Below are 14952 nucleotides of genomic sequence, written 5' to 3' on the forward strand. Positions count from 1 at the left end.
AGAGGATGCGTGGTCACCCCAGAATTGAACGCCACCGGGAGTCGAACGGTCAAATACCGTCTCGCGATCCGGAGCCCCCGCGGCGACGGTCGTCGTCGTCCTCGTCGTGCGGGGCGCCGTCCCTGCCCGTGGTGCCCGCGTCCTCGTCATCGGCGAGCTCGCCGGTGATCCAGCCGGGCGGGGCGGGATCCTCGGAGCCACGCGCGGAACCGGTCGGCCCGGAGTGCGCCGGCCCGCCGGATCCACCGGGCCCACCGAAACCGGGCCCGCCGGATCCACCGGGCCCACCGAAACCGGGCCCGCCGAAACCGGGCCCGCCGAACACCACCGGCCCGCCGGCACCGGTCCGCCCACCGAGCCCACCGAGGCCTCCGAGGCCGTTCTGCCCTGCCGCGGCCCGCCCGAGCGCCCGTCCCAGCCGGACGCCGAGGAGGATCGCGGCGACACCCTGGAGGACGAGGAAGGTGGCGACGAGCCACAGCACCGCGCCGATGCCGGCCGCCGGGTCGAGCAGCAGCACGGCGCCGAGCACCAGCCCGAACCCGCCGAGCAGCAGCAGGCCCCACCACAGTGATCCGCCCAGCCGGCGCAGGGCGAGCGCGCCGAGCACCGCCAGCCCGCCGAGCAGGAACGCCCACAGTCCGGCGATGACGGCGATGACCGCCGCGGACTCGCGCGGCAGCAGGAGCACGAGGACACCGAGTCCGATCGCCAGGAGTCCGCGCGCCAGCGGCCAGCCGGAGCGGGAGCCGGAGCGCCGGGAGGCCAGACGCAGCAGCGCGAGGACGCCGTCGGCCAGGAGCCACGCCGCGCACAGGACGACGATGACGAGGAGCGCGAAGTCCGGGAACACCGCCATGAGAAGGCCGGCGAGCACGGACAGCACACCCTGCACGATCACGGTGGTGCGCATCCGAGCGAGGGCGCTGACGGGGTCGAAGGGCGTGAAGGCGGTCATCCGTGAGCCTCGATCCTGCGCAGCCGCAGCCCGGCCGGGTACGCGTCGAGCGTGTCGGGCAGGGCCGAGCGGCGCCCCGACATGTACGTGGCGAGCACCCGCCCGCCGGTGCCCGCACCGTGGCCGGCGGCGAGCGCCGGGTCGTCCGGGTCGAGGCCGAGGCGCCGCGCTGTCTGCCGGGCCACGGCGTGCGGCGAGTCGTGGAGATTGCGGGTGGCCGGTCGGCGGGCGCGGATCCGGTCCTCGACGAGGCCGTAGTGGGTGCAGCCGAGCACGATCGTCTCCACATGCTCGGGGGTGGCGGCGATGGCCGCGTCGATCGCGGTGTCGACGGCGGCGAGCTCGGCGCTGTCGATCGCCTCGGCGAGCCCGGCGCACGCCACCGGGTGCACCTCGGCCTCGGCGGCGAACTCCTCGATGAGTCCGCGCTGGTAGTCGCTGACGGTGGTGGCGCGGGTGGCCCACACGGCGAACGGCTCACCAGCGTCGGCGGCGGTCTTGATCGCCGGCACGGTGCCGATCACCGGGGTGCCCGGCTCGAGCTGCGCGCGCAGCGGGGCCAGCCCGTGGACCGAGCCGGTGTTGCACGCGATGACGACGGCATCGGGCTCCCACGGGGAGAACACCTGGGCGGAGGCGATGATGCGCTCGGCGACCACCTCGGCATCGAGCGCCCCGTAGGGCATCCAGTCGGGGTCCATGGAGAGGAGGAGGTCGGCGTGCGGGACGCGGCGGTGGAACGCGTCGGCGAAGTCGACGAGGCCGAGGCCGGAGTCGATGAACCCGACCAGCGGCGTGCGGGGGCGAGACATGTCTCAGTCCTTTCCGTGGACCCGGCGGCCGAGGCCTTCGGGGGCGACGAGTGCGTTCTCGGATCGGTCGGCCGGCGCGGTGCCGGCAGCTGCGGGCGCCTCGGCGGCGGTGCGCCGTCTGCGGCTGAGCAGGCGGGTGGTCGCGGCGGTGGGGTGCGGCCGGGGGTGGGTGAAGGCGCTGATGCGGCGGAAGTGCTCGGCGGTGAGCCCGCGGCTGAACTCGGGGGCGATGAGGAGGAGCCGGCCGGGGTAGGTCTCGGAGAAGTAGGAGTAGGTGGCGGGGGCCGCGAGGTCGTCGTCGATCCAGATCGCGCGCTCGTCGGGGTGGTCGGCGAGCCAGGCCTCGACAGCATGGGCCTTCCACCAGCTCTGCGGATCGCCGGCGAAGCGGTTGTAGGAGTCGTCGGGCATGGGGATGACGGGGTAGGTGCCGCGGAAGCCGAGCGTGGGCTCGAGCTCGGTCGTGCACCGGTCGGACCAGGTCGAGAGCCACACGAGGTCGACCAGGCGCTGCTCGACGAGCCGCTCGAGGCGGCGCACGACCGCCGGGCGGAAGTGGAGCTCGTAGTTCCAGGCGTGGACGCGGCGGCGCCGTTCGCGGTAGAAGCGCATGCCGGTCACCGGGTAGGAGTTGAGCACGCCGTCGACGTCGAGGAACAGGGTCACCTGTCGCGCACGTCGGCGTGCGGAGTCCTCAGATGTCATCGTGTGCGTGTCGGCCGGTTCGTCGTCGCGCCCGCGCACCGCAGGGTCGCCCCCCGGTGCGGCGCCGTGCCGCCTCCCTCGTGGTCCCAAGAATATCGGCTCCGCCTGAGCGCGCGACTCAGCGTCCGCGCCGGGCTGCTCACCGCGGGGTGCGCCGGATCGGTCCGTGTGTACGGAGTGCGAGACCGCCCGGGCGGGAGCCGGGGAAGAATGGCACACTGGCCCCATGAGTGAACTGCACCACATGAGCGTCCTCGACGTGATCGCCGCCTTCCGCTCCCGCGAGCTCTCCCCCGTGGAGTATCTGACCCATCTGACCAGCAGGATCGCCGCGCATGACGGGGAGATCAACGCGGTCATGGACGTCATGGACGAGCCGGCCCGGCAGGCCGCGCAGGCCGCCGCCGAGGTGTACGCCCGCGCAGATGCCGACACCCCGCTGCCGGCCCTGCTCGGGGTGCCGCTGCTCGTCAAGGAGCAGCACAACGTTGCCGGCTGCTCCGCGACTCGCGGGTCGCGGGTGCTCGCCGGGCAGACCGCGCCGGCGGACCATCCGGTCGTCGCGCGGCTGCGGGAGGCGGGTGCGATCCCCTTCGCCCGCACCACCACGCCGGAGTTCTCCTGCGCGACCTTCACGCAGACCGCGGCCTGGGGCACCACCCGCAACCCCTTCAACCCGGACTGCACCCCCGGCGGCTCCTCGGGCGGCTCCGGTGCCGCGGTCGCCGCCGGCTACGGGCCGCTCGCCACCGCCTCGGACATCGCCGGATCGACCCGGATCCCCGCCGCGTTCGGCGGACTGCCGGGCTTCAAGACGCCCTACGGTCGGACACCCGGCGTGGTGCCGCTCAACACCGACTGGTACCGCGGCGACCACGTCCTCGCCCGCACCGTCGCCGACACCGCCTACGCGACGAACATCATCGTCGGTCCGCACGCCGGCGACCACGCGACGATCGCGCCCGCACACGTCCTGCCCACCGCGTTCGCCGGTGCGGCCGGCGTGGCCGGGATGCGGATCGCCGTCTCCCGGGACCTCGGCTGCTACGACGTCGACCCCGAGGTGGCCGCCGGCCTCGACACCGTGGTGGCGGCGCTGCGCGGGGCCGGGGCGGAGCTCGTCGAGATCGACCTCGCGCTCTCGCTCGCCGACGTCACCGACGCCTCGAGCGCCCATTACGGTCACCTCATCGCGCAGAACATGACGCGCATGTGCGGCGGCGACCTCGACCTCCTCGAGCCGTACTCCAAGCGGTTCGTCGAGTACACCCGCGACTTCGCCGAGCGGATCAGCCTCCTCGAGGCCGCCGATCTCGAGACGAAGGTGCAGGCGCAGATCGCGGACGCGATGGCCGGATTCGATGCGCTCCTCACCCCGACCTCGGCGATCGGCGCGCTCGAGGCGGACAATGCCTACCTCGAGGCGCTCGAGCGGCCGGCCGGCCCGCTCGACTTCTACTGGCAGGCGCACATGACGATCCCGTTCAACATCGCCAACCGGTGCCCCGTCATGGCGGTGCCGAGCGGCATCGGGCCCACCGGCGTGCCGACGAGCGTGCAGATCGTCGGCCATCCGTTCGCCGACGACTCGGTGTTCACCATCGCCGCCGCGGTCGAGGAGCTCCTCCCGTTCCCCCGCAGCCCGCTCATGTGAGGCGGGCGCCGGGCCCTCTCAAGTGAGGCGGGCGGGCAGGTCGCGGCGGGTCAGCCGCGGCGGGCGAGGAGCACGATGTCGACGGTGTGCGTGCCCCGGCCCGTCCGGTCGAGGCGCTCCACGGTGATCCCGGGGACGCGCGCGGCTTCCGCTCGCACGGCGTCGACGTCCGGGCGGGGGACGTGCGGCGGCGGGCCGTGCGGCGACTCCGGCGCGTGCGTCGTCCACAGCAGCCGGCCGCCGGGGCGCAGCAGACGGAGCGCTCCCTCGAGTGCGCCGTCGACTCCGTGGAGGTACGCGCCGACGACGAGGTCGTAGTGCTCGGCGGTCGACTCCATCCATTCCATGAGGTCGCCGGTGATGCCGAGCAGTCCGCGATCCCACCCCTCGGCGAGCGCCCGCTTCCACAGCGCGGCGATCGCCGTCGGTGAGAAGTCCACGGCGGTGGTGCGCAGACCGGCCTCGACGAGGGCACGGGTGTTGCGTCCGGTGCCGGAGCCGAGGTCCACCGCCGTCCGCGCGGCGGCTCCCCGCACGGCGGGCCCGGCGTCGGAAGGGGCGTCCTGCCGGGTGATCTCCGTGAGGAGGGCGAGGAGTTCGCGATCCGGCTCCGCCCCCTCGACCGAGGTCTCCGGTGCCTGCGCGTACCGGGCTTCCCAGTTCATCCGTTCATCGGTGTCCATAGGACGTGTATACCGCCTCGCGCGAGACCGCACACATCGTCACATGCACATGCACATGCACATGCACATGCACATGCACATTGCGGTCCCATGGGTCGTCCGCGTGGGCGTGCCGGTGCGGGTGCCGGCCCCCCGGGGGCGGCGTGGACGCGCCGGTGCCGGCCCCCGGGGTGCGGAGCAGCGCTGCCCGGGGGCCGGTGATCAGCCCTCGTCGTCCATGTAGGTGCGCAGGTAGGCCTTGTCCTTCTCGCTGATCGGGCACGGGCGCTTGGTCTCCGGGTCGACGGTGACCATGACGTTGAGCGCCTCGAACACGACCTCGCCCTCCTGGATCCCGGTCGTGCGGATGGTGAACGAGCTGTTCCCCACACGCGCGATCCGCAGCTCGAGGACGAGCTCGGGGCCGTACATCACCGGCTTCCGGTAGTCGAGCTCGAGGCGCACCGCGAGCTTCGGGGCGCTGATCGAATCGCGCCCGCGCATCCCGACGAGCCAGTTGATCCGCCCCTCCTCGATGAGGGTGACGATCCGGCCGTTGTTCACGTGCCCGAGGATGTCCTGGTCGGACCAGCGGATCTGTGGACGGTGGATGAAGACTTCGGACACGGAGGTTCCTCTCGGCGGATCGGGTATCGGATCGGGTTCGGGATCGGCAGTGCGATCACAGGGGTGGACATGCGTTGCCGGACCATCATTGCGGACCGGGCACCGGCCCTCTAATCTTAAGTTAATCAATCATTCGGTAACTGTTTTGAACGCGGGTCGCGCATCGTGGCGCGCCCGGGTTCGCACAGGATGGGCGACCCTCGTCCGACCGCCGCCACTAGCCCCGGAGGACGCACCGTGACCAGCTCAGACCACACCTCGCCCGCCCCGCAGGGATCGCCCACCGCCGCCGGTTCCGCCGGGCGGTCCGGATCTCCGGCCGCGCTCAAGCCGCTCGAGGGCTTCCGCATCATCGACCTCGGCGGCATCGGCCCCGGGCCCTTCGCCGCGCTCGTGCTCGCCGACCTCGGCGCCGAGGTCATCCGCCTCCAGCGCCCGAGCGAGCAGGGCGTGCCGAACAGCCCGGTGCTCGATCGCGGTAAGAAGTCGATCGTCGTCGACCTCAAGCAGCCCGAGGGCGTCGCAGTTGTCCGCCGCCTCGTCGCCGGGGCCGACGCCTGCCTCGAGGGCTTCCGGCCGGGGGTCGCCGAGCGCCTCGGTCTCGGCCCGGCCGAGCTCATGGCGGAGAACCCGGCACTCGTCTACGGCCGCATCACCGGCTACGGGCAGACCGGGCCGCGGGCGCAGGTCGCCGGGCACGACATGAACTACATCGCCTCGGCCGGCGTCCTCCACCAGCTCGGCCGCGCCGGCGAGGGCCCGCAGTTCCCCGCCAACCTCATCGGCGACTTCGGCGGCGGCGGCATGGTGCTCGCCGTCGGCATGCTCGCCGCGCTCGTGCGCGCGCGGACCAGCGGTCAGGGTGCGGTCATCGACGCCGCGATGATCGACGGCGCCAACCTCCTGTGGGCGATGATGCACGGATTCGCCGCCCAGGGCCTGTGGACCGAGGAGCGCGGTACGAACATCCTCGACTCCGGTGCGCCGTTCTACGACCGCTACGAGACGAAGGACGGGCAGTGGGTGTCCGTCGGCTGCATCGAGCCGCAGTTCTTCAAGGTCGTCATCGACGGCCTCGACATCGGGGACCGGATGCCCGGGAAGTTCGGCACCTTCGACTATCGCAAGCAGGAGACCTGGCCGCAGATCCGTGCCGCCTTCACCGAGGCGATCGCCGCCCGCACCCGGGACGAGCTCGTTGAGATCTTCGACGGCACCGACGGCTGCGTGTTCCCGATCCTCTCCTTCGACGAGGCCGAGGCGGACGTCCACAACTCCGCGCGCGCCGTGTTCTACCGCGACGCCGACGGCGTCCGGCAGCCCGGGCTGGCGCCGCGGTTCGCCCCGGCCGGCGGAGCCACCTGGGCCGGCGGCGACTCCGACGGCGCGCCTTTCGAACACCCCGCACCTGCCCCGCGGACCGGTGCCCACACCGCCGAGGTGCTCCGCGCCGCAGGCTTCGACGCGGCGGAGATCGACCGGCTCACCGCGGCAGGGGTGGTCTCCGGCACGGAGTGATCGGGGCCTGCGGCGGCCGGACTGCGGTGGCCGGCGCGCGGCGGTAGGCTCGGTCCGCGACCCCGACCCGGAGCCGCTGCACCGCCGGATCCGAACGAATGGGCTGTGACCTGATGACCCCTGACGCCTCGCACCCCGCCGCAACCGCGACCGACTCGACCGCCACCGCATCCTCGGCGGCGACAGCCGCCGTGCCCGGTCGCGCCTCGCGCCGGCCCGCGATCCTGTGCTGGATCGTCGTCATGCTCGAGGGCTTCGAGCTCGTCGTGCTCGGCGCGGTCATCCCCACCCTGCTCTCCACCGGGCACCTCGGCTTCACCGCTGAGGCGGCGACCGCGGTGGCGACGCTCAGCCTCGTGGGGGTGGGCCTCGGAGCCGCCGGCGTCGGCTTCCTCGCCGATCGGGTGGGGCGCCGGGCGGCGATCCTGGCCTGCGTCGTCGTCTTCAGCATCTTCACCGTGCTCGTCCCCTTCGCGCCGAGCGTGCTGTGGTTCGCGGTGTTCCGGCTGATCGCCGGGATGGGGCTCGGCGCGGTCCTTCCGACCGCGCTCACCTACGTGGGCGAGTACTCCGGTGCCGGGAGCACGGCGCGGGCGACGACCCTGACGATGACCGGCTACCACACGGGTGCGGTGCTCGCGGCGCTGCTCGCCGTGCTCGCCGGAGCGGACTGGCAGCTCCTGTTCCTCGGCGGCGGGATCGCCGGCTTCCTCCTCCTGCCCGTCCTCTGGCTGCGGCTGCCGGAGTCCCCGGCCTTCCTCGCCGCACGCAGTGCCCGGACCGCGGGGCACGGTGCCGGTGGATCCGCGGCAGGGCCGTCGGCAGGAACGGCGGCGGCCGCGGCAGCAGGAGGCCCGGCGAGCGCCTCGGCGGGTGACCCGGCGGATCCGGCTTCTGCAACCGGGCGCGGGGGCCTGTTCTCCGGCGGGTTCGCGCGGGTGACGATCGGGGTGTGGGTGGCGAGCTTCATGGGCCTGCTCCTCGTCTATGGCCTCAACACCTGGCTGCCGTCGATCATGGAGGAGGCCGGGTACCGGCTGTCCGACTCGCTCGTCATGCTCCTCGTCCTCAACCTCGGCGCGGTGGTGGGGCTCGTGGTCGCCGGCCGGACCGCGGACCGGTACGGCACCCGGCCGATGGTGCTCCTGTGGTTCGGTGCGGCCGCGGTGCTCCTCGCCCTGCTCAGCGTGCGGATGGAGAACCCGGTGGTGCTCCACCTCGCGGTCTTCGCCACGGGCGCGTTCGTGTTCTCCGCGCAGGTCCTCGTCTATGCGTACGTGTCGTCGGTGTACCCGGCCGAGGTGCGCGGCACGGCGCTCGGGCTCGCCGCCGGGGTGGGGCGGCTCGGGGCGATCGTCGGGCCGTTCCTCACGGGAGCGCTCGTCGCCGCGGGGATCGCCTACCCCTGGGGCTTCCACCTGTTCGCCGTCGTCGCCGTGCTCGGTGTGATCGCGATGGCACTCGTCCCGCGGACGGTCCGCGGGTAGTGCGCCGCGAGCGGCCGGCGGCTCCGTCAACTGTCCGGTCCTCGAAGATCCCGCGATTCCTGCAAGCGCCCCCACAACCTGTTCAGGTCGGGTGGGCGCTTGCAGTTTTCGCGGGACAGTCGTGCAGCGGCAGGCCCATGCGCGTGCGGATTTCAGTCGTTGAGGGTCTCGACGCGGTGGACGACCTCGGACAGGGGAGCCCGTTCGGTGCGGTAGGTGTTGCCGGGAGCGGCGTGATCCGGGTGCCCGAGCGCCATCCCGGCGATGACGTCGACGTCATCGGCGAGTCCCAGGTAGCGGTGGATGAGATCGGCGTGCATGCCGATCGAGCCGAGCGCGCACGCGCCCAGGCCCGCCTCCCACGCCGCGTACTGGAGCGTGCCGATGTAGGCGCCGGTGTCCACCCAGCCGTAGGGGCCGACCTCCCGGGTCGAGGTGATGACGAGACCGACGGGAGCGCCGAAGAACTCGAAGTTCGCCAGCGAGGCCTCGAACCGGCCCACCCTGTCCTTCCGGTCGATCCCGAGCGACTCGTAGCGCCCGTAGCCGGTCACCCGCTTGCGGTGCATCTGCTCCTCGGTGAACCGGCCGGGCAGCGCGAGGTCGGACACGACCGTCTTCTGCTGGGTCCGGGCCGTCACCGCGGCGCGCAGGCGCCGGCCGATCTCGCGGAGCACCTCGTCGGTGAGCACGTGCACCTGCCAGGCCTGGGTGTTCGACCACGACGGGGTGCGCTGCGCGGTCGCGAGGACGGCGGTGAGCTGCTCCTCGATGACCGGCTCCCCGGTGAAGTGGCGGACGCTGTAGCGCTCCGCGAGAAGGGTGCGGAAGGACCTGCCCCGGCCGTCCGCGCCCGGGCGAGCGGGCGCCTCGGGCACGGCGGAGGAGGCGTCGGCCGGGGCGGCTGCCGAAGCGCCGCCGCCGGTCGAGCAGTCGGTGCTCGTCACTTCCGGCGCTTCCTCTCGTTGATCTGCGTGAGGAGCTCGTGCTCGGCGTCGGGGCCGGGCTTGATGCCCCCGGGCAGGCGGAACATCAGCAGTACGCCGGCGAGCATCCACAGGCCGAACATCAGGTACGACTGCCATGCGAGGGTAACCGAGATCGGGGTGAGCTCCGGGATGTACATGATGAACAGGATGGCGCAGAGCACCGCGGCGATGATGCCGATGGCGATGCCGGCGCCGCCCTTGCCGCCCACGCGCAGCGGGCGATCCATGCCCGGCTCCTTCTTGCGCAGGATGACGAACGCGACGGCGACGAGGCCGTAGGCGAAGACGATCATCGGCGAGCCGGAGTCGACGACCCAGCCGAGCATCGCGGTGCCGGCGAACGGGGCGAAGGCCGACAGGATGCCGATGAACAGGAGGGCGTTGACCGGGGTGCGGTACTTGGGGTGGAGCTTGCCGAACCAGGCCGGGATCATCCCGGAGTTCGCCATCGCCCACATGAGGCGCGAGGCACCCATGAGGAAGGCGATCCACGAGGTGATGATGCCGGCGAGGCCGCCGGCGATGACGATGTCGCCCCAGATCGGGTGGCCCATGAGATCGGCGAGGGCATCGGCGGTGACGAGGTCGAACGAGGCGAGCTGGGACGCGGGCAGCGCGAGCGAGGTCGAGAAGATGATGATGAGGTAGAACAGCACCGCCATGACCACCGACATGACGACGAGCTTGCCGATCTGCTTCGGCGGGACCTTGATCTCCTCCGCCGACTGCGGGATGACGTCGAAGCCGACGAAGAGGAACGGCACCGCGCCGAGCACCGCGACGAAGCCGATCGCCCCGCCGTTGAACAGCGGCTGGGTGTTCGACAGCTCGCCGCCGACGACTCCGCCTGCGAGCAGGAGGAACGCCATGATGACGAGGAAGCTCACGACGAAGGTCTGGACGAGACCGGCGACCTTGACCCCCCGGATGTTGATCCACATGACGATGAGCGAACCGATCGTCCCGGCGAGCGCCCAGGTCAGGTGCACGTCGAAGTCGGCGATCGTCCACAGGTGGATCTGCTGGAAGTTCGGGAAGAGGTATTCGATCGTCCGCGGGAACGCCACCGCCTCGAACATCACCACGCTGATGTACCCGCCGGTGATCGCCCACGAGCCGAGCAGCGACAGACGCGGGCCCATGCCGCGGATGAGGTAGTTGTGCTCACCGCCGGCGTGGGGCATCGCGGCGACGAGCTCGGAGTAGACGACGCCGACGAAGCCCATGATGATGCCGCCGACGACGAACGCGAGGAGCGCGCCGAGGGTGCCGGCGCTCTCGAGCCAGCCGCCGGTGAGAGTGATCCAGCCGAAGCCGATCATCGCGCCGAAGCCGATGAACAGCGCGTCGACGTTGCCGAGGACCCGGACGAAGCCGTGACCGCGATCGACGTGGCCGAGCTCGTCCACGGACGCGCTGGAGGTGGATCGGGCCCCGCTGGAATCGGGCGTCGGCGGATGAGTGCTCATAGCAGCTCCTTCAGCAGCTCAGTGAGGATGGTCACACTATAGGAGATCGCGGGACCCGTGATGCGCACGACATCGACCGCAGTCGAATCGTGACCCGAACGGTTCCGGAGCCGGGTCCGTGCGGTGCTACGGTGTAGCCGTGCCCCGCGTACGCATTCCGCGCCCGGTGACCGTGATCCTGGCCGGGTTCTCGGCCGCGCTCGCCACCGGCACCGGACTCCTCATGCTCCCCTTCGCCACCGTCGGCGACGGGTCGATCGGGGTGCTCCCCGCACTCTTCACCGCGACGTCGGCGCTCAGCGTGACCGGGCTCGTCGTCCTCGACACGGGCGGGGACTTCACACTGTTCGGGCAGCTCGTCATCCTCGGCCTCATCCAGGTGGGCGGCCTCGGCATCATGGTCTTCACGATGCTGCTCGGCATGCTCGTCGCGCGGCGCGCCGGTCTGCGGTTCCGGAGAGCGGTGGCCCACGAGACGCGCTCGTCCGGATTCGGCGGGATCCGCCCGGTGATCGTGCGGATCATCGGGTTAACCCTCGTGGTCGAGGCGGTGACCGCCGCGATCCTGGTGCCGCGCTTCAGGTTCGGCTACGACATGGACTGGGCGCAGGCCATCCTGTTCGGGGTCTTCCACGCGATCTCCGCGTTCAACAACGCCGGTTTCGGCCTCCACGCGGACAGCGTCGTGCGGTACGCGACCGACCCCCTCGTCATCCTGCCGCTCGCGCTCGCGGTGATCATCGGCGGGATGGGGTTCCCCGTCCTCGTCGAGCTCGTCCGCCGCTACCGCTTCCCGCTCTCCTGGTCGCTCACCACGCGGATCGTCGTCGTCCTCACCCCTCTGCTCCTGCTGGCGGGGACGGTGTTCATCGCGGTGCAGGAATGGCGCAATCCCGGCACCCTGGGTGCCCACGGGACCGGCGGCCGGATCCTCGCCGCCTTCTTCCAGTCGACCATCGCCCGCACCGCGGGGTTCAATTCCATCGACATCGCCCAGATGCACCCGGTGAGCTGGTTCGGGCTCGACATCCTCATGTTCATCGGCGGCGGACCGGCCGGGACCGCAGGCGGCGTCAAGGTCACCACCGTCGCCGTGCTCGCAGCGATGACCGTGTCCGAGGTGACCGGCGGTCGCGCGGTGAATCTCCTCGGGCGCCGGATCGACACCGCGGTCCATCGGCAGGCGTCGACGGTGATCGTCCTCGCGCTCGCTCTCGTCCTCGGCGCCACGATGCTCATCATGCTCGACGAGCCGCAGTGGGGCCTCGATCGGATCCTGTTCGAGGCGATCTCCGCATTCGCGACCGTGGGCCTGTCGACCGGCATCACCGCGGAGCTGCCCGCCTTCTCGCAGGTCGTCCTCATCGTCCTCATGGCGGTCGGACGGATCGGGCCGGTGACCCTCGCCTCGGCCCTCGCGCTGCGACGCAGGCACGCGAGCTACGCACTGCCCGAGGAGCGGCCGCTCATCGGCTGAGACCGGGTCTTCCGCGCGGCGCGGACGCGATCGATCCCGGCACCACCCCGCGCCGCAGGCACATCGGACCAGCGCAGAAGCACAGGAGGAGACGCAGTGAACACATCGAGATGGCTGGCGAAGCCGGCCGCATTCCTCACCGGCGACCCGGGCCGGCTCGCCGGCGCCGGGGCGATCGCAGTGATCGGCCTCGGCAGATTCGGTGCAGCGGTGGCCACCGAGCTCACCGCACTCGGCGCGGAGGTCATCGGCATCGACATCCGCCGCGACGTCGTCGACGACCTCCGTGACCGCCTCGCCTTCGTCGCGACCGCTGATTCCACCGATGAGCAGGCGCTGCGGCAGCTCGGGATCGCCGAGGTGCCAGCGGTCGTCGTGGGGATCGGCTCGGACATCGAGGCGAGCATCCTCACCACCTCCCGCCTCCTCAAGCTCGGGGTCCCTGCGATCTGGGCGAAGGCGATCGGCGAGCCGCACGCCGAGATCCTCGGGCAGCTCGGGGTCGAGCACGTCATCCGGCCCGAGAACGACATGGGCCGTCGCCTCGCGCACCTCATCAGCTCCCGGCTCCACGATTTCGCGGCCATCGACGAGGACTTCGCCGTGGTGCGGATCTCCCCGCCGGGGTCGATCGTCGACCGTCCGCTGGGGCCTCAGCACCTCGAGCGGCACCACGGCGTGGCGGTGGTGGGCGTCAAGCGCGGCGGCGGGTGGCACTTCGTCGAACCCGAGACCGTGGTCTACCCGGAGGACGAGATCCTCGTCGCAGGGCATCCGCGGGCACTCGAATCCTTCAGCACTCTGACCTCGGACTGAGCCCGGGGCTGCTCGCGACCGCCGATCGTCGACGGCCGCCCGGGCGCGCGACCACGACGGATCCGCCCGGGGCGGATCGAGGAGCGATCGGTGCGCGCGGCTAGACTCCGGACCATGGCAGAACTCAAGGACGCACTCGACGTGCAGACCGCTCCGATCGTCGCCCTCGGCCTCCTCGGCGGCTATGTCTCCGCCCGCGAATCCGGCATCCGGCCGCTGGGCGGGGCGGTGCTCGCCGCAGCCGGCGTGTACGCCGGCCGCACCTGGCTCGCCAAGGGGGGTGCGGCGACGACCGCCGGCCTCGCCGCCGCGTACGTGCTGGGATTCGGTCTGTCCCACCCGCTGGCCAAGAAGATCGGCGCCTGGCCCTCGGTGCTCACCGTCACCGCCGCCGTCGCCGGGGCATCGGCCGTCGCGGTCGACCTCCAGGACTGACACCGCCCGTGCCGCCGAAGCTCCCCGGCCTCACCCGGTACGCCCCGGCGCTCGCCTCGTGCGCAGCGCTCGTCCTCTACGCGACGCTGGCGATCATCATGTGGCGGATCTTCTATTCGCCGTCCTGGGACCTCGGGATCTTCACCCAGCTCCTCACCCGGTACTCCGCTCTCGAGGTGCCGATCGTCGACATCAAGGGACCGGGCTTCAACCTCTGGGGCGACCACTTCCATCCGATCCTCATCCTGCTCACCCCGCTGTTCTGGCTCTTCCCCTCCGGGCTCACGCTCATGCTCGCGCAGGCCGTGCTGTTCGCGGCCTCGGTGTGGCCGGTCGTGTCGCTCGCCGTCGAGCGGCTCACGCCCCGCGGCGCCTGGCTCCTCGCGGTCTCCTACGTCGGCTCATGGGGTCTGCTCAACGCCGTCACCGCGCAGTTCCACGAGATCGCCTTCGCCGTCCCGCTGCTGGCGTTCGGACTCGTCGGGTGGATGCGCGGGCAGAAGCTCGGCGCGGCGGTGGCGATCGCGCTGCTCGTGTTCGTCAAGGAGGACCTCGGGCTCACGGTCGCGGTGTTCGGCCTCGCCGTCTGGCTGCGCAGCCGCGCCGACCTCAAGTACGGGCTGTTCCTCGCCGGCTGGGGCATCGCCTGGACGGTCTACGCGGTGCTGATCTTCATCCCCGCCTTCAACGTCAGCGGCGGCTACGACTACTCCGACAACGTCACGCTGGCCGAGACGCTCACCGCGGGGCTCACGACGAAGATCGGCACCGTCGGGTTCCTCGCGCTCGCCGCCGGGGTGATCGGCCTGCGCTCGCCGTTCATCCTCCTCATGCTCCCCACGCTCGGCTGGCGGTTCCTCGGCAACGTCGAGGGCTACTGGGATACGAGCTTCCACTACTCCGCCGTCCTCATCCCGATCGCCGCCGTCGGCCTGCTCGACGGGGCCGGCCGGCCGCACCGGACGCTCGCCCCGGCGGTGGCGGCTGTGGCCTCCTTCGCGCTGCTGAGCCAGACGAACATCCACCTGCTGTGGGAGGCGGACCGGTACCGCGTCGACGGCAGCGGTGCTCTCGAGGCCTCAGTCGAGTACGACTCCGTGGTCACCGACGTCCGGCTGCTCGCCTACCTCGCCCCGCACACCGACGTCTACTGGTACGGCAGCTCCGAGGAGTTCGTGCCCGAGGCGATCGCACTGCGGCCCGACGACCACGAGGGCTCGATCGAGGCCTGGGCCGAGGAGCGCTACGGCGGCGACTGGACCCTCGTCCACGAGAGCGGCGGCTACCAGGTGGTGACGAACGCCGGGTAGTTGGGGCGGAGGCGATCGGCGGCGGCGGGCGGA

14 protein-coding genes are annotated in these 14952 nt (G+C 71.7%); 7 read left to right on the forward strand and 7 right to left on the reverse strand.

Annotated elements, in window-relative coordinates:
• Nucleotides 1-49 precede the first annotated feature (49 nt).
• From AB0I45_RS09630 to AB0I45_RS09640, 3 genes are read right to left on the reverse strand one after another with little or no spacing between them, the layout of a single operon-like run.
• Nucleotides 50-958, reverse strand: a complete 909-nt coding sequence (locus tag AB0I45_RS09630) for a DUF308 domain-containing protein (RefSeq protein WP_360317985.1) — start codon at nt 956-958, stop codon at nt 50-52.
• Nucleotides 955-1770 (reverse strand): aspartate/glutamate racemase family protein, encoded by an 816-nt coding sequence (locus AB0I45_RS09635; RefSeq protein ID WP_137318366.1) that lies wholly within the window; start codon nt 1768-1770, stop codon nt 955-957. Before AB0I45_RS09635 ends, AB0I45_RS09630 begins: the two co-directional genes overlap by 4 nt.
• 3 nt (nt 1771-1773) lie before the next feature.
• Complete coding sequence (locus tag AB0I45_RS09640) at nt 1774-2475, reverse strand: HAD domain-containing protein (RefSeq protein WP_360317989.1); 702 nt, start codon at nt 2473-2475, stop codon at nt 1774-1776.
• A gap of 226 nt (nt 2476-2701) precedes the next feature.
• On the opposite strand from AB0I45_RS09640, the gene AB0I45_RS09645 reads away from it, so the two are divergent.
• Nucleotides 2702-4129, forward strand: a complete 1428-nt coding sequence (locus AB0I45_RS09645; protein ID WP_360317992.1) for an amidase — start codon at nt 2702-2704, stop codon at nt 4127-4129.
• Between the two features lie 50 nt (nt 4130-4179).
• Here AB0I45_RS09645 and AB0I45_RS09650 read toward each other — a convergent pair whose 3' ends face one another.
• Both AB0I45_RS09650 and AB0I45_RS09655 read right to left on the reverse strand, forming a co-directional pair.
• The gene (locus AB0I45_RS09650; RefSeq protein ID WP_137318364.1) at nt 4180-4812 is read right to left on the reverse strand and encodes a class I SAM-dependent methyltransferase; all 633 of its coding nucleotides are present in this window, start codon (nt 4810-4812) and stop codon (nt 4180-4182) included.
• 201 nt (nt 4813-5013) lie between these two features.
• The gene (locus AB0I45_RS09655) at nt 5014-5418 is read right to left on the reverse strand and encodes a thioesterase family protein (RefSeq protein ID WP_360317995.1); all 405 of its coding nucleotides are present in this window, start codon (nt 5416-5418) and stop codon (nt 5014-5016) included.
• Nucleotides 5419-5655: 237 nt separating this feature from the next.
• On the opposite strand from AB0I45_RS09655, the gene AB0I45_RS09660 reads away from it, so the two are divergent.
• Together AB0I45_RS09660 and AB0I45_RS09665 are read left to right on the forward strand one after the other, a co-directional pair.
• A complete protein-coding gene (locus tag AB0I45_RS09660) occupies nt 5656-6936 on the forward strand; it encodes a CaiB/BaiF CoA-transferase family protein (protein ID WP_360317998.1) in 1281 nt (426 codons plus the stop codon).
• A gap of 113 nt (nt 6937-7049) precedes the next feature.
• Nucleotides 7050-8423: an MFS transporter gene (locus AB0I45_RS09665; RefSeq protein WP_360318001.1), complete on the forward strand. Its 1374-nt coding sequence runs from the start codon at nt 7050-7052 to the stop codon at nt 8421-8423.
• 152 nt (nt 8424-8575) lie between these two features.
• Here AB0I45_RS09665 and AB0I45_RS09670 read toward each other — a convergent pair whose 3' ends face one another.
• Nucleotides 8576-9370, reverse strand: a complete 795-nt coding sequence (locus AB0I45_RS09670; RefSeq protein WP_295688995.1) for a nitroreductase — start codon at nt 9368-9370, stop codon at nt 8576-8578.
• Nucleotides 9367-10881 carry an APC family permease gene (locus AB0I45_RS09675; RefSeq protein ID WP_360318005.1) on the reverse strand — a complete coding sequence of 505 codons (1515 nt, stop codon included), beginning with the start codon at nt 10879-10881 and terminating at the stop codon, nt 9367-9369. The genes AB0I45_RS09670 and AB0I45_RS09675 overlap by 4 nt, the downstream gene beginning before the upstream one ends.
• Before the next feature lie 139 nt (nt 10882-11020).
• Here AB0I45_RS09675 and AB0I45_RS09680 point away from each other — a divergent pair, with 139 nt between their 5' ends.
• The 4 genes from AB0I45_RS09680 (at nt 11021) to AB0I45_RS09695 (ending at nt 14919) form a co-directional block, all read left to right on the forward strand.
• On the forward strand, nt 11021-12358 hold the full coding sequence (locus AB0I45_RS09680; protein ID WP_345030644.1) for a potassium transporter TrkG: 1338 nt from the start codon (nt 11021-11023) through the stop codon (nt 12356-12358).
• 96 nt (nt 12359-12454) lie between these two features.
• Nucleotides 12455-13174, forward strand: coding sequence for a TrkA family potassium uptake protein (locus AB0I45_RS09685; protein WP_137318358.1), 720 nt, complete (start codon nt 12455-12457; stop codon nt 13172-13174).
• A 114-nt stretch (nt 13175-13288) separates the two neighbouring features.
• The gene (locus tag AB0I45_RS09690; protein WP_345030641.1) at nt 13289-13609 is read left to right on the forward strand and encodes a hypothetical protein; all 321 of its coding nucleotides are present in this window, start codon (nt 13289-13291) and stop codon (nt 13607-13609) included.
• An 8-nt stretch (nt 13610-13617) separates the two neighbouring features.
• Nucleotides 13618-14919 carry a DUF2079 domain-containing protein gene (locus AB0I45_RS09695; protein WP_345030638.1) on the forward strand — a complete coding sequence of 434 codons (1302 nt, stop codon included), beginning with the start codon at nt 13618-13620 and terminating at the stop codon, nt 14917-14919.
• Nucleotides 14920-14952: the final 33 nt, after the last annotated feature.

The organism is Brevibacterium sp. NPDC049920, assembly GCF_040656435.1.
Classification (GTDB): domain Bacteria; phylum Actinomycetota; class Actinomycetes; order Actinomycetales; family Brevibacteriaceae; genus Brevibacterium; species Brevibacterium pityocampae.